Origin of the sequence: Gallaecimonas sp. GXIMD4217, from assembly GCF_038087665.1 — a bacterium.
Classification (GTDB): domain Bacteria; phylum Pseudomonadota; class Gammaproteobacteria; order Enterobacterales; family Gallaecimonadaceae; genus Gallaecimonas.
In genome coordinates this window covers 3,172,323-3,188,026 of the sequence record NZ_CP149925.1, presented here as the reverse complement: position 1 = coordinate 3,188,026, position 15,704 = coordinate 3,172,323, and the positions used below count along the sequence as shown (strand labels likewise).

The 15,704-nt window shown below is 66.5% G+C and carries 11 protein-coding genes; 3 read left to right on the top strand and 8 right to left on the bottom strand.

Translation table 11 applies throughout. The features are described 5' to 3' along the window. Window positions 1–8 precede the first annotated feature (8 nt). Window positions 9–2,318 carry a penicillin-binding protein 1C gene (gene pbpC, locus WDB71_RS15440; protein ID WP_341502493.1) on the bottom strand — a complete coding sequence of 770 codons (2,310 nt, stop codon included), beginning with the start codon at window positions 2,316–2,318 and terminating at the stop codon, window positions 9–11. Further along, window positions 2,318–7,111: an alpha-2-macroglobulin gene (locus WDB71_RS15435; RefSeq protein ID WP_341502492.1), complete on the bottom strand. Its 4,794-nt coding sequence runs from the start codon at window positions 7,109–7,111 to the stop codon at window positions 2,318–2,320. The genes pbpC and WDB71_RS15435 overlap by 1 nt, the downstream gene beginning before the upstream one ends. 166 nt (window positions 7,112–7,277) lie before the next feature. Between WDB71_RS15435 and rmuC the strand changes: the two genes are divergently transcribed. Together rmuC and WDB71_RS15425 are read left to right on the top strand one after the other, a co-directional pair. Continuing rightward, entirely contained in the window at window positions 7,278–8,711 is a 1,434-nt protein-coding gene (rmuC, locus tag WDB71_RS15430) for a DNA recombination protein RmuC (protein WP_341502491.1), read from the top strand. 128 nt (window positions 8,712–8,839) lie between these two features. Next, entirely contained in the window at window positions 8,840–9,049 is a 210-nt protein-coding gene (locus WDB71_RS15425; protein ID WP_341502490.1) for a DUF1107 family protein, read from the top strand. A 33-nt stretch (window positions 9,050–9,082) separates the two neighbouring features. On the opposite strand, the gene epmA is transcribed toward WDB71_RS15425, so the two are convergent. Together epmA and WDB71_RS15415 are read right to left on the bottom strand one after the other, a co-directional pair. Beyond that, window positions 9,083–10,060, bottom strand: coding sequence for an EF-P lysine aminoacylase EpmA (gene epmA, locus WDB71_RS15420; protein WP_341504224.1), 978 nt, complete (start codon window positions 10,058–10,060; stop codon window positions 9,083–9,085). A gap of 82 nt (window positions 10,061–10,142) precedes the next feature. Further along, window positions 10,143–10,928, bottom strand: a complete 786-nt coding sequence (locus WDB71_RS15415; protein ID WP_341502489.1) for an RMD1 family protein — start codon at window positions 10,926–10,928, stop codon at window positions 10,143–10,145. Between the two features lie 254 nt (window positions 10,929–11,182). Here WDB71_RS15415 and add point away from each other — a divergent pair, with 254 nt between their 5' ends. Then, entirely contained in the window at window positions 11,183–12,178 is a 996-nt protein-coding gene (add, locus tag WDB71_RS15410; RefSeq protein WP_341502488.1) for an adenosine deaminase, read from the top strand. Window positions 12,179–12,225: 47 nt separating this feature from the next. On the opposite strand, the gene hemN is transcribed toward add, so the two are convergent. The 4 genes from hemN to WDB71_RS15390 form a co-directional block, all read right to left on the bottom strand. Further along, window positions 12,226–13,596, bottom strand: coding sequence for an oxygen-independent coproporphyrinogen III oxidase (hemN, locus tag WDB71_RS15405; protein WP_341502487.1), 1,371 nt, complete (start codon window positions 13,594–13,596; stop codon window positions 12,226–12,228). Between the two features lie 78 nt (window positions 13,597–13,674). Continuing rightward, the gene (locus WDB71_RS15400) at window positions 13,675–14,115 is read right to left on the bottom strand and encodes a DUF2489 domain-containing protein (protein ID WP_341502486.1); all 441 of its coding nucleotides are present in this window, start codon (window positions 14,113–14,115) and stop codon (window positions 13,675–13,677) included. Beyond that, window positions 14,112–14,642, bottom strand: coding sequence for a Der GTPase-activating protein YihI (gene yihI, locus WDB71_RS15395; protein WP_341502485.1), 531 nt, complete (start codon window positions 14,640–14,642; stop codon window positions 14,112–14,114). Before yihI ends, WDB71_RS15400 begins: the two co-directional genes overlap by 4 nt. Window positions 14,643–14,648: 6 nt before the next feature. Further along, window positions 14,649–15,281, bottom strand: a complete 633-nt coding sequence (locus WDB71_RS15390) for a class I SAM-dependent methyltransferase (protein WP_341502484.1) — start codon at window positions 15,279–15,281, stop codon at window positions 14,649–14,651. Between the last annotated feature and the right edge of the window lie 423 nt (window positions 15,282–15,704).

The following is a 15,704-nucleotide window of genomic DNA, read 5'->3' as shown; positions in this document are numbered from 1 at the left end:
GGCCGGCATCAAGACCGCCAGGCGGCGATCCGGATCGTCTTCATATCCAGGTTGCCGGCCTCGTCCACCAGGGTGAGCTGGTAGCGGCCGGGGTGCTCGAACTGCCAGAGCAGCTGGCCGTTGGCCGGGCTGGCGCCTATGGCCTGGCCATTTATATACCAGTGTCCTCTGCCGCTGCCGCCCTGAAAGCGCAGGCTCAGGGACGGCATGGGCGCATTGGGGCCTGCCTGCTGCAGCAGCAGTTCGTTGTCGACGCCGAGGATCCGCAGTGGTGGCGCCTGCTTTGCCAGCCCATCGCAGTCCTTGGCGAGCGGCGGCAGCAAGACCTGCCTGCGCCATCTGGCCGGTAACCAGGGTTCCAGGGCGTTGGGCCAGAGAGCCTGGAAGCGGCGCTGTCGCCGGCCAGGGCAGCCGGCCAGCAACCGCTGGCCGTTCGCGTCAACCCAGATCGGCAAGGGGTTGGGCTGTGGTATGCCTTCTGTCTGCAGCGACAAGGTCCTGGGGGTGTTGCCGTCCAGCAACCAGGCATCCAGGCGCTGCAAGCAGTTGCCCTCCCCGTTTGCCCGGTCTTCGCCCCGGGTGCCCAGCGGCCAGCAGATCTCGGCCCGGCTGACATTCCCCGGCCTGGGCAGGGGCTTTTCCTGCTGGCTGTTGCCGAGTCGCTCATAGACCTGGAACAGCAGCGGGGCGGCATCGGCCCGACCATGCTGGCCCGGACTGGGACTGCCGTCCGGGCGGCCGGTCCAGACCCCTATGGTCCAGCTGGGACTGACGCCAATGGCCCAGGCGTCGCGAAAGCCGTAACTGGTGCCGGTCTTCCAGGCCAGTGGCCAGCGTCGGCCGCTGAAGTGGGCCAGCTGCCGGTCCTCGGGCTGGCGCAGGGTATCCCAGGTGATCCAGGCGGCCCCGGGCGACATCAGGTAGCGCTGCTTGCCGGGATCATCCGGTCGGAAGCGCAAGACGCCGGCCTGGCCACGGTTGGCCAGGGCGCTGTACAGGGACACCAGCCCCTCCAGGTTGCTGCCGACACCGCCCAGGATCAGCGACAGGTTTGGACGCACCGCCCCAGGGCCCGTCAGGGGCAGGCCGGCATTGCGCAGGTTGGCGGCCAGCCGCGCCGGGCCATAGTGTTCCAGCAACTGCACCGCCGGCAGGTTCAGGGACTGCTGCAGGGCCCTGGCGGCACTGACCGGGCCACTGAAGCCGCCGCCGAAATTGCCGGGGCGGTAGCTGTCCTGGTGACGGGGGATATCGGCCAGCAGGGAAGCGGAGTGGATCAGCCCTGCGTCCAGGGCGCGGCCGAACAGGAAGGGTTTCAGGGTGGAGCCGGGGCTGCGCATGGCGCCGACCATGTCCACATGGCCGAAGCGGCCGGGGTCGGCGAAGTCCGCCGAGCCCAGGTAGGCCAGCACCGCCATGTCGCTGTTGTCGACCACCAGGATGGCAGCCGAGCTGTTGGCCGGCCTGGCCCGGATATGGTCCCTCAGCATGGCTTCCAGTTGCCGCTGCAGGTCGCCGTCCAGGGTGGTGGGTATGCGACGGCAGCCGGGGCATTGTTCCCGCAGGCGCCGGGCCAGCAGGGGGGCGTGGATCCGGGGCCTGAGATTGAGGGTGACCACAGGCTCCAGCTTGGCGGCCTCGACCCGCTCGCTGGGCCAGAGTCCCAACGCCAGCATCCTATCCAGCACCTTGTCCCTGGCCTGCCTGGCCCGCTGGGGATGGCGGTCCGGGCGCAGGGCACTGGGCCTTTGCGGCAGCACCGCCAGCAGGGCCGCCTCGGCATCGGAGAGCTCGCCGGCGTCCTTGCCGAAATAGCTGTAACTGGCCGCCTGGACGCCGGACAGGGTGCCACCGAAGGGGGCCAGATCCAGGTACAGGCCGAGGATCTGCTCCTTGTCCAGGTGCCATTCCAGCTGCAGTGCCCGCAGCACCTGCTTGAGCTTACCGGCCAAGGTACGGTCGTGGGGATCCAGCAGCCGCGCCACCTGCATGGTCAGGGTGGAGCCGCCGGAAACGATGCGGCCGCTGCTCAGGTTCTGCCAGGCCGCCCTGGCCATGGCCAGGGGGTTGATGCCGGGGTGATGATGGAACCACCTGTCCTCGTAGGCCAGCAGCAGTTCCAGGTAGACGGGGGCCACCTGCTCCGGCGAGACCGGGTAGCGCCAGACCCCCTCGTCGTCGGCGAAGCTGCGCAGGGGCCGGCCCTGGCGGTCGGTGACCACCTGGCCCATGGCCTTGGGCTCGGGCAGGGGGAAGGCCCTGTCCAAGCCCCAGGGCAGGACCAGGGCCAGCAGCAGGCCGGCCAGGGCCTTCTTCATCAGGGCGACTCGACGGTCAGGGTAGCGGCGTCGTCACCCTGGTAGCGCAGCCAGGGCCGGTACATGTCCTCCACGAAGGTGGGCGGCACCAGATAGCGGCCCGGGGTCACGGCCCTGGCCAGGTAGTAGAGCACGGTGCTGCGATGGCGGCGCTGATCGATGGCGGCCACATAGCGGTCGTCCCGGTATTCCTGGTGCCTGATGGCCCTGGTGCTGGGCCTGAGGGCCTTACCGTCGATGCGCACCTTGTCCAGGGACAGGGCGTCCTCCAGGTTCTGGTTTTCCAGCTCCAGGCCGGCCGGCAGCAGATCCACCACCAGGGCGTGGGGGGTGTCCTGCTCGGCACTGATGCGCAGCTCCACCAGCAGCAGTTGCCCGGGTTTGAGCCTGTCCAGGCTGATGGCCTTGCCGGTTTCGTCGAAGTAGCGGCGCCTGACCGCCAGGCCTTCGTCTATGACCGGCCTGGCTTTTCGCCCGTAACCGCTCAGGCGCAGGTCGAAGTAGAGCTCCTGCTGGCCCTGGTTGGTCAGGGTCAGCCCGGCCATGGCCGGCACCACCGGCAGGCTGGCGTGGCGCTGCCGGTAGCTTTGCTGCTTGTCCTGCCAGGCCAGGGCGAAGTCCAGCGGCTCGGCACCGTCATCCTGGCGGCCCTGCACGGCCAGTGCCGCCAGCACCAGGGCGTTGCGCTCCTGGGTGCTGTACCAGTTGCGATGGCCCAGATCCTGATAGAGGCGCACCAGCAGCGGCCGCCACTGGCTGTTGCCGCCGCGCTCGGTGAGCCAGAACAGGGCCAGGGCCAGATCCCGCTCGTGGGAGCCGTAATCGCTGGTATCGAAGTTGGGCCTGGCCAGGCCGGCCAGGGCCTGTGCCACGGCCTGGTCGCCACGCTGGTGGTCGCCCATGTCGCTCAGGGCCAGGCCCAGCTGCAGCAGGGCCAGCGGGGTGGCCTCCTGGCGGTGGTGATCGAAGAGGGTACGCAGGCTGCCCAGCGGCGCCTGGTTGAGCCGGGCCAGCACCTGGGCGGCATAGGCCTTGGCGGCGAAGCGGCGTTGGGACTGGTGACCGCCGTAATAGGGGCTGATGCTGACCTGGCCCAGCAGGTACTCGCGGAGGCGATCCAGGGCGCGCTTGAGGTTGTCTTCCGGCACCGGATGGCCCAGCTCCCGGGCGCGGACCAGGAAGTCGGCCACATAGGGGGTCAGCCAGTATTCCTCGCGGCTGCGATCGCCCCAGAGGCCAAAGCCGCCGCTGCCCTTCTGCATGCCCATCAACCTGGAAATGGCGATCTGAATGGCCTCGCGGCGGGCGATCTCGGTGCTGCCCTTGAGGTTCAGGGCCGCCAGCTTGTCGTCATCCAGGTAGAGCTGACCGAACACGCCGCTGGTGGTCTGCTCCAGGCAGCCGTAGGGATAGGCCTTGAGGGCGCGCACCTGGGAGGCGACGTCCAGGGCCGGCAGGGGCGACACCGCCAGGGAGCCGCGAAGGGTGGCCGGCAGCAGTTCGCTCATGGCGTCCCGGGGCAGCTGGAAGCGCGCGCCCGGGGCCAGCAGCTGGCTGAACTGGCTGGGGGTGGCAGGCCAGGCCGGACGAACGCCCAGGGCCCAGTCCCGGCTCAGTGTCATGTCCTCACCATCGACCTGGATGCCGTCCAGGATCAGGCGGATGGGCACCTCGCCAAAGCTGTCCTGGGCCTGTACCGGCAGCACCAGGGTCTGCTTCTGCTGGTCGTCCAGGCGCAGCGCTCTGGTGAGCTTGTGCTCACCCTGGTCGAAGGTCAGGCCGCTGCCCAGCTCCAGCTGGAGCGACAGCTGCTGGGGCTGGCCGCTGAGGTTGTGCAGATCCAGGGTCAGCTGGCTGTGGTCGCCGTTGGCCAGGAAACGGGGCTTGGCCAGCTGGGTGACCAGGGGCGCCGCCACCGTCACTTCCTGTTCGGCACTGCCGAAGGCATCCGCCGAGAAGGCCGCCGCCATCAGCCGCAGCCGGCCGTTGAAATCGGGCAACTGCAGGGGGATCTCGGCCTGGCCCGTGGCGTCCAGGTTCACCTCGCCGGAGAACAGCGACACTATCTGCACCTGGCTGGGCGGCTGCAGGCCGCCGGCGGCGGCGCTGTCACCGCCAAAGCGCAGCCTGGCCAGGGCGCCGTCTTCACCTTCGATGAGATCGGCGAAGCTGTCGCGCAGGTCGACGCCATGGCGGCGCTGGCCGAAGAAATGCCCGAAGGGATCCGGGGTCTGGAAGCGGGTGATGTTGAGCACGCCCAGGTCGACGGCGGCCAGGGTCAGGTGCACCTGGCCCTGGGCACCATCGACCTGGACCCGGGTTACCAGCTCCCGCTCCGGCAGGCTCTTGTCCGGGGCCAGGATGGCCACCTTGAGGCGGCGGGCCTCCCGATCCAGGGGCAGGTGACGGATGCCGACCATGCGCCTGGGCAGCTTGCCGTCTTCCCGGTCCGTGCCGGGCTGCACCAGCACCACGGACACATAGAGGTCATGGCGGGCCCAGGCCGGATCCATGGGCAGGATCACCGGGGTGCCCTGCTCATCCACCTGGATGGGGCGCCAGTACAGGGGCCTATCCCCCTCCACCACCAGGAAGCCGCGGCCGGCCCTGGGGGCCTTGATCAGCAACTGGGCCTGGTCGCCGGGGCCGTAGGCGGCCTGGTCCAGGTCGATGCTGATCTGATCCGGCTTGGTGGCCAGGCTGTCCTGGCGCTTCCAGCCGGCGTGGAAGTCGTAGCTGCTGATCAGGCCGGTGGCCGGGTTGCGCACCTCCAGGCGGTAGGAGCCCCATTCCACCGGCACCTGCAGCTTGGCCACCTCGCCCCGGGCCACGGCCAGGCTTTGCTCGAATACCGGCAGGCTCTTGATGCTGTAGTCGCTGCGCCAGCCCTCGCTGTCGGACCAGAACCAGTGGTAGTCGTGGCGGTTCCAGATCAGGCGGACCTCGAGATCCCCTGCGGCCAGGGGCTGGCTGCCGTCGGTGACCACCAGCTCGAAGCCGGCCAGGCTGTCATGGGGGCTGCGATCGTCCTCGAACAGGGGCTTGATCCCCACCAGCTGCGTGGCCGGCAGGAACTGGCTGACGTGTTGCCGGCTGACGGCGCGGCCGCCGCTTTCCAGCAGGCTCTCGAACAGGCTGATGCTGACCGGGCTTTTGAGGTCCTGCCAGTGGGGCTCGGGCATGATCTCGGCCCGGCCCTGCTCGTCCAGGCGCACCTCGTCCAGCTCATGGCGCTGGCTGAGCTGCTTGTCGGTGACGTCGCCGAAGTAAAAGTCCTTGAAGGCTTCGAAGGGATGGCGCAGGGGCTGGATAAAGAGCCGGGACTGCAGCTTGTTGCCGCCGGCCGGGGCGCCGTAGAGGTAGTCGCCCTGCACCGCCAGGGCCAGGGGCTCGCCCGGCGCCAGGGTCTTAGGCCCGGCCAGGGTCAGGGCCAGGCGCTCGGGCAGGAATTCCTCGACCTTGAAGGGCCAGCTCTGCTGACTGCCGTCCGGCAGCCGCACCCTGATCTGCCAGCTGCCGGTGGCGGCATCGGCGCCGAGCGGGAAGCGGCCCTGGTAGTAGCCCAGCTCGGAGGCGGCCAGGCGCTGCTCGGCGACCTTGCGGCCGTCCGGGCGCAGCAGCTGGAACTGCAGCGGTATCCCGGGCACGGCCTTGCCGTCGCCGTCCCTGAGCAGGGCGCTGACGATCAGCTCCTCGCCGGGGCGGTACAGATCCCGGGGGCCGTAGATGAACAGCTCCTGGTCCTGGTGCCGGCGCTGGCCAAGGGCAAAGTCGGACAGATCCAGGGCCGGCCCGAACAGCTTGACCAGGCTGGCCTGGTTACCCTGGCGGGCCAGCAGCAGCTGGGGCGGGTTGTTGCCCTGCCAGCCGGCCGTAAAGGACGCCCGCCCCTGGTGATCGCTGCGGGCCGAGGCCAGGGTCTTGCCGTTGTTGTCCAGCAGGCTCAGCTCCACGTCCTGGAGGGCCCTGGCGCTGGCCAGGGAAGCCACATAGGCCTCGATGCGGTCTTGGTACTGGCGCAGGTGCAGGCCCAGATCGGAGATGGAGAACCAGGCCATGGGGCTGTTGTAGCTGGGCACCCCGGGCCGGCGCAGCAGGGCCAGGTAGATGCCGCCCTCCTTGAGGGGCGCTATGTCGTCCAGGGGCAGGTAGCGGGTGGCCCTGGTATTGGCGGGCAGCTCCAGTGCGAAGCGGCCGCTGTAGACCAGCTCCGCCATCTTCAGGGCCCGCTCCGACTCCCAGAGGGACAGCTGGGCCTTGCGGCCGAAGCGGCGGATGAAGTCGGTCAGGCTGCCTTCCTTGAGGCGGTAGAAGTCCACGTCGGCCTGGTCGACGTTGGTGGCCACCACAGGCAGGCCCTCGGTGAGCCGGTCGGCCAGCAGGTTGCCCTTGCTGGCAAAGGCCAGCAGCGGCGGCATGTCCGGGGTCTTGAAGTTGGCGCTCTTGTCGGCGGCCAGGGCCCTGCCATTGACGAAGGGCAGTCCCTTCAGGGCATGGACCTGATAGCTGGTGTCGGGCTCGAGTAGCGGGAAATAGAGGCTCTTGCCGCTGTCGGAGAGGATCCAGTCGCCGTCCGGTTTGCCCCGGGCCGTCATGATGGCCAGGAAGCTGCCGAGATCCCTGTCCCTGGCCAGGGGCACGTTGACGGTGATCACGGCGGCCCGGGATCCCTGGTATTCCTGGTGGCCGATATCGATGACCCTGGGTTCCAGGTCCAAGTAGATGTCGGCCGGGTTGGCCCAGGCCAGGGCGCTGATGCAGCACAACAGCCAGAAACTCAATAAGCGCCCCATGGGCAGCCTCCTTGCTTGGGATTGGTCGGCAGGGATCATCGACCAGCATAGGACCGGCCGTCAAATGCCGGCAGCATTAACGGCATTTGATTCAGATGCTTATCAGGCTGGCCTTGAAGGCGCGGTAGCGTAATAATGGATAAATAAACAGTATTAGGTGCGCGCTATGACACTGGATCCCCTCTCCCTGGGCCTGGCCCTGGCCCTGTTGTTCAGCCTGATCACGACCGGCCTGTCCTGGCGCCGGCTGGCCCTGGCGCGCCAGGCGGCCTCGACCCTGCAGCAGCGCCTCGACCAGCTCCAGGCTCAGGAGCAGCAACAGGGCCAGCAGCTGGTGCAGCTCAAGACCAGGCTGCAGGCGGAGCTGCAGCGCGGCGGCGAACTCAGGGAGGTCCTCGGCGAGCGGGAGCGGGCCCTGGAGGCGGGCCGGCAGCGGGAGACCAGGCTGGTCCAGCAGCTCAGCGAACTCAAGACCCGGCTCGACGAGCAGCAGCGCCAGGCCCAGCAGGCCCAGCAGCTGCTGGAGGACAACAAGGCGGTCATGAAGCAGGAGTTCCAGGTACTGGCCAACGAGATCCTGGACGCCAAGGGCAAGGCCTTCTCGCAGCAGCAAAAGGAGCGCCTGGAGCACCTGCTGAGCCCCTTCAAGGAGCAGCTCAACGACTTCCGCAGCAAGGTGGAGTCGGCCCGCCGGGAGGAGTCCGAGGGGCGGGCGGCACTCAGGGAGCAGCTGACGCAGCTGTTCAACCTCAACCAGCAGATCACTTCCGAGGCGGCCAACCTGACCCAGGCCCTCAAGGGCGACAAGAAGCTGCAGGGCAACTGGGGCGAACTGCATGTGGAGCGGATCCTGGAAAGCTCGGGCCTGATCAAGGGCAGCGAGTACGAGCGCGAGCCCAACTTCAAGGACGAGGAGGGCAACAACAGGCGCCCGGACTTCATCGTCCACCTGCCGGAGGGCAAGCACCTGATCATCGATTCCAAGGTGTCCCTGAACGACTACCTGGCCTATGTGCAGGCCGAGGACGAGGTCAGCCGCCAGGGCGCTCTCAACCGCCATATCCAGGCGGTGCGCAACCATATCCGCGGCCTCAGCGACAAGGACTACCCGCGCCTCAAGGGCATGCAGGCGCCGGACTTCGTGTTCCTGTTCATGCCCATAGAGCCGGCCTTCCTGGCCGCCTTCCAGCATGACCAGCAGCTGTTCAACGAGGCCTTCGAGCGGCGCATCGTGGTGGTGACCCCCAGCACCCTGCTGGCCACCCTGCGCACCGTGGCCAACCTCTGGACCATAGAGCGCCAGAACGCCAATGCCCGCAAGCTGGCCGACCGGGCCGCCAAGGTCCACGACAAGCTGCGGGTGTTCGTGGAAAAGATGGAAAAGCTGGACGGCCAGCTGGTGGGGGCCCGCAAGAGCTATGACGAGGCCATGAACACCCTCAAGCACGGCACCGGCAACCTGATCAGCCAGGCCCGCCAGTTCGAGGCCCTGGGGGTCAGGGTCAAGAAGGAGCTGCCCCGCCAGACCCTGGGCACCGCCGATCTGGATGAACAGGGTTTGGACGAGGACTCAGAACTGCTGGCGGCGTCACAAGACTGAAGTAAAACGGCCCCAAGCAGGCCACAAAATTGATCAAGGCCAGAACCCGGGGACAAAAAGGGCGGTCATATAACGGCACTGTCATGAAGGACTGATAAATTGCCGGCGACGTTGAGGGAGGTTAAGCCGTGAGAAAGTTTCCCAAGTACAATCCAAAGCAAATCGCCAAGCACATCACCGCTTTCTATGAGGGGGTGATCTGGATAAAGACGGTCGGCGCCTTCCGCTTTGCCGGCGGTCGCCTGCTGCAGCCCAAGGCGCGCAACGAAGCCAAGCTGCGGGTGGTATCGGAAGTGAACCGCCTGCTCGACAACAGGAAGGCCCCAAGCGCGGCCTGAGGAAGCGAACAAAGCCCGCCGCAGCGGGCTTTTTCATGCCCGTTCCAGGGCGAAGGGCAACACCTGGTCGATGCGCTCGGCCCCCAGCATCACCATCAGCAGCCGATCCACCCCCAGGGCCACCCCGGCGCAGTCCGGCAGCCCGGCCTTGAGGGCCGCCACCAGGCGCTGGTCGGGGTTGTTGATCGGCCGCCCCAGCCGGCGGCGCTGCTCGGCCTCGGCCAGCAGCCGCCTTTCCTGCTCCACGGCGTCGGTGAGTTCATGGTAGCCGTTGGCCAGCTCCATGCCGTGGATGAACAGCTCGAAGCGCCTGGCCACGGCGTTGCCCTCGGCATCCAGGCCGGTGCGGGCCAGGGCCGCCTGGCTGGCCGGGTAGTCGTAGAGGAAGCAGGGCCCGGCCTGGCCCAGCTGCGGCTCTATGACCATGGCCACCAGCAGGTTGAGGAGGTTGTCCCTGTCGGTTTCCTGGTCGCCGTAGCCGCAGTGCTGCCGGCACAGGGCCTGCAGCTCGTCCAGGGGCACGTCGTGGGGGTTGATGCCCAGGTGGCGCTCGAAGGCGGCCCTGTAGCTGAGCTTTTCGATGGCCTCGCCGTGGCAGGCACCCACATAGACCAGCAACTCGGCGATCTCGTCCATCAGCTGGTGGTGGTCCAGATCCAGCCGGTACCACTCCAGCATGGTGAACTCGGCGTTATGGCGGCTGCCGGCCTCCTCGTTGCGGAACACCTTGCCGAGCTGGTAGATGCAGCCCGAACCGGCCGCCAGCAGCCGTTTCATGGCGAACTCCGGCGAGGTCTGCAGGTACAGGGCCAGGCCGTCCGGCGCCAGGGGGCCCTGGTAGCGGCTGGTCATCACCTCGATATGGAGATCGGCGATGGAGCCTTGGGAGAGCAGCTGGGTGTCCACCTCCATCACCTGGCGGGCGGCGAAGAAGGCGCGGATCCGCGCCAGCAGCTCGGCGCGCTTTTTCAGGTTGGCGATGGGGGCGCTGGGGCGCCAGTCCTGGCTCAGCATGTTGGGCTCTCCTGGGGGGCGGGCTGGCGAAGATAGCCCAGTTGCCCTTGTGGCGCCAGCTCCCGGGCGCGCTTCGGTGTCAGCGCCCCGGCCAGCCGATGAGGTCGTGGACCACGAAGATGATGATCTCGATGGCGATCAGCCAGATGATGACCCACTCCAGCACCGCGCTGTGGTTGTGCTGCTGCTCGTCGGCGAGGATGTCCAGCAGCTCACCCAGCACCGCCTGGCGCTTGTCCAGTATGGCCAGGCGGCTGTCCAGCTCCTGGTTCTCCCGCAGCAGGCCGTAGGCCGGCTCCAGCTCCGGGTAGTCCCAGAAGAAGTCCGGCTTGTCCAGCAGCTCGTAGTGCAGGTTGACCCTGGCCCGGGCCAGGTGCAGGCTGCCGCGGATCCGCGCCAGCTGGCGCCGGCCCAGCCGCACCCGGCCTTCCCTGGCCAGGGTCTCTGGGATGTGGCTGGTGCCGTCTATGGTGGCCTGCACCTGCTCCTCGTAGGTTTCCAGCTTCACCGACTGGGCCAGGGCATGGCTGCAGGCCAGCTTGGTGAGCAGATCCTGCTGGGGCAGCAGCAGGTGGTCGTTGCTGATCTGCAGCTTGCCGGTCGCGGTTTCGAAGCTGATCTTGTCCCGGGGGGGCCTGGCCAATGGCCTGTCCAGGGCCGGCTTCAGGGTGGCCAGCAGGGCCTCCAGGGCCGCCTCGTCCAGGCCCCAGCTCACCAGTACCCCGTAGTCGAACAGGAAGCAGTCGCCGCCCGGGTGGGCCAGGTGCAGGGTATCCTTGTGGCGCTTGCTGGGGTAGGCGAACTGCAATAGGTCTGGATTGACTGTTTCCGCCAGGCAGAGGCTGAGGCAGGATTGGATGGCCATGGCAGGTCCTTGACGATGCTTGTTGGCCCCTATTTAGGGGCCGGCGGCGGCAAAACGGAAATGAATTGTTTTTATCTTAAGGAGTGGCAAGGAGGGCAAAAATCGCGCAATCGGTTTTCTGATCACTTTGTGATCCGGGCCTCAAAGCGCTGGGGGCCCATGGGCCTGCGGCAGGCCAGATAAGCTCCCAGAAAATGGGCAAAAGTCGTTAAACTATGTACGACAGAGCAAGCATATAACGGAAGCGAATTCGGATGATTGACCCCAAACTGCCCCTGGTGGATCTGCATCGCCATCTCGACGGCAATGTGCGCCTGGCCACCATCATCGACCTGGCCCGTCAGCACAATGTGGCGCTGCCCGCCGATGACGAGGCGGGCATGAAGCCCCATGTGCACGTCATCGAGAACGAGCCCAGCCTGGTGGCCTTCCTGGCCAAGCTGGACTGGATGGTGAAGGTACTGGGCGATCTCGACGCCTGCCGCCGGGTGGCCTACGAGAACGTGGAGGACGCCGCCCGGGTGGGGATCGATTACGCCGAGCTGCGCTTCAGCCCCTGGTACATGGCCATGACCCATGGCCTGCCCATGGAAGGGGTGGTAGAGGCCGTGGCCGACGGCATCCGGGCCGGGGTGCGCGACTTCGGGGTGGACGTGAACCTGATCGGCATCATGAGCCGCACCTTCGGCGCCGAGCAGTGCCAGAAGGAGCTGGATGCCATACTGGCCAACCGCGACAAGCTGGTGGCGGTGGATCTGGCCGGCGACGAGCTGGGCTTCCCCGGCCCCCTGTTCGAACAGCATTTTCGCCAGGTCAAGGACAGCGGCCTCAAGGTCACCGTCCATGCCGGCGAGGCCGCCGGCGCCGAGTCGGTCTGGCACGCCATAGAGAAGCTGGGCGCGGTGCGCATCGGCCATGGCGTCAATTCGGTGCAGGATCCCAGGCTGATGGCCTACCTGGCCGAGCACCGCATCGGCATCGAGTCCTGCCTGACCTCCAACGTGCACACCTCCACGGTGAGCAGCTACGAGGCCCACCCCATACTGAAGTTCCTGGCCGCCGGCGTCATGGTCAGCCTGAACACCGACGATCCGGGCGTGTCCGCCGTGGAGCTGGACTACGAATACAATGTGGCGGCGCCCAAGGCCGGCCTGAGCCAAGAGCAGATCCGCCTCTGCCAGCAGAACGGCCTGGCCATGGCCTTCATCGACGAGGCCAGGCGCGCCGAGCTCAAGGCCAAGAAGGCCTGAGCCAATAGTCCCAATGAAAAGGCCGCCCCTGGGGCGGCCTTTTTCGTTCAGATGATCCGCGAGAAGCGGTGGCGCTTGATGTTCTGCTTGAGGTGGGCATCGAAGGTCATGGCGATGGAGCGCACCAGCAGCCGGCCGCGCTGGTGGATGCGGATGCCCTTGGCCTCGCGGCTCAGCAGGCCGTCCCTCTCCATGGCGTCCAGCAGGCCTATCTCCTCCTCGAAGTAGGCGCGGCTGTCGATGCCGAAGTCCGCATCCAGGCGGTCCCATTCCAGCCAGAGGTTGCAGAGCAGGCGGCGGATGGCGGTGGCGCGGATCTGGTCGTCCTCGCTCATCTGGTAGCCCTTGGTGAGGGCATGGCCGTCGCTTTCGGTCCTGGCCTGGTAGTCCTTCAGCACCTTCTCGTTCTGGGCGTAGAAGCCGTTCACCTGGCTGATGGCGGACACGCCCAGGCCCAGCAGATCGCAGTCGCCATCCGTGGTGTAGCCCTGGAAGTTGCGGTGCAGCCGGCCTTCCTTCTGGGCCAGGGCCAGCTCGTCGTCCTGCTTGGCGAAGTGGTCCATGCCGACGAAGTGGTAGCCGGCACCGGTCAGCACATTGATGGTGGTGGCGAAGATATCCAGCTTCTCGGCCGGGGTCGGCAGGGTGTCTTCCTTGATCTTGGCCTGGGCCGGGAAGCGCGACGGCATGTGGGCGTAGTTGAAGACGCTGAGCCGGTCGGCGTCCAGCTCCACCGCCTTGTGCAGGGTGACGGCGAACTGCTCGGCGTTCTGGAACGGCAGGCCGTAGATGAGATCCAGGTTGATGGAGCCGAAACCGGCCTCCCGGGAGGCCATCACCAAGGCGCGGATATGGTCTTCGTCCTGGACCCGGTTCACCGCCTCCTGGACCCGCTTGTCGAAGTCCTGGACCCCGAAGGAGACCCTGTTGAAGCCGATGTCGGCCAGAAAGGCCATGTCGTCGAGCTGCACCGCCCGGGGATCCACCTCTATGGCGCCTTCGAAGTCGTCCACGAACCGGAAGTTGTCCCTGAGCATGGTCATCAGCCGGGTCATCTGGGAGCGGGTCAGGAAGGTGGGGGTGCCGCCGCCCAGGTGCAGCTGGTGCACCTGGTGCCGGGCGAACAGCGGCGCCTGGGCAAGGATCTCCTGCTCCAGGTGATCCAGGTAGGTGTCCGCCTTGTGGTTGTGGCGGGTGATCACCTTGTTGCAGCCGCAGTAGTAGCAGAGCTTGTGGCAGAAGGGGATGTGCACGTACAGCGACAGCTTGTCGGTGCCGGAGGTGGTGATGGCCTGCTGCCAGTTGTCCCGGGTCACCTCGGTGTGGAAGGACAGCGCCGTGGGGTAGGAGGTGTAGCGGGGGCCGCTCATGTCGTAACGGCCGATCAGGTCGGCGTCGAAGGAAAGCAGTTCAGCCATGGCCGGGCTCCGGGAAAAGAAAGGGGAGCCTGATCATAAGGCTCCCCCGGGTCAGCGGTATTGATCCAGCACAAGGCTTTAGTGGACCAGGTCCTTGAGCTGTTCGGATTCGGCCTTGATGGCCTCGGCCAGTTCCTTCTCCCAGCCTTCGCGCTCGCGGTCCTGGCGGCGGATCTCCTGCTTGGGATACTTCTTGCGGGCCTCGTGGGTGGGCAGATCCTTGACCCGCTCGTAGAGGTCGAACAGGGCCGGGAAGTCGCCACTGAAGTCCTTGGCCGGCTGCAGGTGATCCAGCAGCACCCTGATGCGGATGGCACCTTCGGAATAGCCGCACTGCTCTTCCAGCATGGCCTTGGCGATGATGTGGATGCTGTCCAGCAGCTTGCCGTTGCGCTTGGCGATGGCGGCGGTCCTGGCCTCCTTCTGGGCCTTGAGCTGCATCAGCAGGCGGCCGGCATAGAAGGCCAGGCCCAGGATGATGGCCAGGCCCAGGACGGCAAGTCCGTACCAGAGGCTCATCTCAGATCCTCTTCGTCAAAGCCGAGATCCTCGAACAGCGCCTCGTCGTCGTCCTCGTCGGTCAGGCCCAGCTCGTCCATCAGCTGTTCTATGCGGTCGGTGACCGACTCCACATAGTCCTCCTCGGCCTGGCTGAGCTCCTCGCCGGCCTCCAGGCGCTCCAGCAGGGCGTTGAGGCGGGCATCGTTTTCCAGCTGCTCGAGCAGGGCGGCCTTGTCCTGCTCCTGGGGCGCGGCCGGTTTGGGCTTGGCTTCGGCCTTGGGCGCCTGGGGCACCAGGGTGGCCTGGGCCTGGCCCGGCTTGACCAGGGCCACCGGCTTGGTGGAGCCGAGGCGGGGATCCTGGAGACCGCGCCTGCCCTGGCCGCCCCTGCTCCCGGCCTTCTTCTGCTCGGGGTTGTGGCGGCTGCCGCTCTTGAGGCCCTTGCCGGGCTTACGGACGCGGCCGGAGGCGCTGGTCTTGGCGCCATCGGGTTTCTTGGCGGCACCTATGGTGCTGGTCTTGCGTGTTTTCTTCTTACGGGTCATCTGGGCCTACCTTTTCTGCAGCAGGAGTACATCTTGGTCCACCCGGGTCAACGTCAAGTCGAAGCGCCTGGCCAGCCAGTCGAAGGTGGCCTCGCTGTAGAAGCTGACATGGGTGGGATCATTCTTGTAATGCCAGGCCTTGAAGCGCTCGGCATTGATCACCAGCTTGGTCATGATGCCCAGCCAGCCGCCGGACCTGACCAGGGACACCAGCCTGGGCCAGTCCCGGCCCGGCTGGTGGAAGTGCTCCACCACCTCGGTACAGGTGACGAAGTCGTATTGCCGGTCCAGCACCTGTTCATCCGGGGCGTACAGGGGATCATAGAGGGCCATGCCGTGGCCGGCCTCCCGCAGCATCAGCGACAGGGTCGGCCCGGGTCCGCAACCATAGTCCAGGCCCTGGCTGGCGGGGGCCAGCCTGTCCAGCAGCGGCTGGGCCAGGCGGCCCAGGAAGCGCCGGTAGCCGGCGTCGTCCGGGCTGTTCTCATGGGTATCGTAGATGGCCTTTTCCTCGGCCGCCGTCGGCCTTTGGGCCGGATCGGCAAACACCAGGGCACAGGCCGGGCAGCGGAAATAGGCGCGGCGGCGGTCCTCGCTGAAGGGCTGGCTGTGGTGCTGGCAGAGGGGGCAGAAAATCATGGTGGGTGCTGGCCTCGGTTGCGGGCAAAGCCTAGCAAATTGCAAAGAAAAAGGCGATGACTCTCGCCATCGCCCAGTTCCTAGTATCTGTGTCTATGCGACACTTCTCCCATCTCGTTCTTGCCGTCTTACTGCTTAACTGCGGCGCGAACAGGGTTCCGTATTTTTCTTAATGCTTCCTTGCGCATTATTGTTGTTACGCCTGTCCTGGCGTTTTATTGGTTCTTTCCCTGATAGGGTTCGGGTACCTTGCGGTGCCTTTCCCTACTTTCTTGTTTTTGGTTGATTAGCGCTTTCCCACAGGTTTGTCGATGCTGGTCGTCCAGACCTTATTTTCCTTTCCTTCGGAAACTTGTTCATCGCTCCGTGCCGCAGAGCAATGAAGGCAAACCTTGCGACGGCGTTCAAACTACCTCTGTCCCA

Coding starts and splice junctions, on each gene's coding strand:
- pbpC (WP_341502493.1), bottom strand. CDS start 2,318: ATGAAGAAGGCCCTGGCCGGCCTGCTGCTGGCCCTGGTCCTGCCCTGG.
- WDB71_RS15435 (WP_341502492.1), bottom strand. CDS start 7,111: ATGGGGCGCTTATTGAGTTTCTGGCTGTTGTGCTGCATCAGCGCCCTG.
- rmuC (WP_341502491.1), top strand. CDS start 7,278: ATGACACTGGATCCCCTCTCCCTGGGCCTGGCCCTGGCCCTGTTGTTC.
- WDB71_RS15415 (WP_341502489.1), bottom strand. CDS start 10,928: ATGGCCATCCAATCCTGCCTCAGCCTCTGCCTGGCGGAAACAGTCAAT.
- add (WP_341502488.1), top strand. CDS start 11,183: ATGATTGACCCCAAACTGCCCCTGGTGGATCTGCATCGCCATCTCGAC.
- hemN (WP_341502487.1), bottom strand. CDS start 13,596: ATGGCTGAACTGCTTTCCTTCGACGCCGACCTGATCGGCCGTTACGAC.
- WDB71_RS15400 (WP_341502486.1), bottom strand. CDS start 14,115: ATGAGCCTCTGGTACGGACTTGCCGTCCTGGGCCTGGCCATCATCCTG.
- yihI (WP_341502485.1), bottom strand. CDS start 14,642: ATGACCCGTAAGAAGAAAACACGCAAGACCAGCACCATAGGTGCCGCC.
- WDB71_RS15390 (WP_341502484.1), bottom strand. CDS start 15,281: ATGATTTTCTGCCCCCTCTGCCAGCACCACAGCCAGCCCTTCAGCGAG.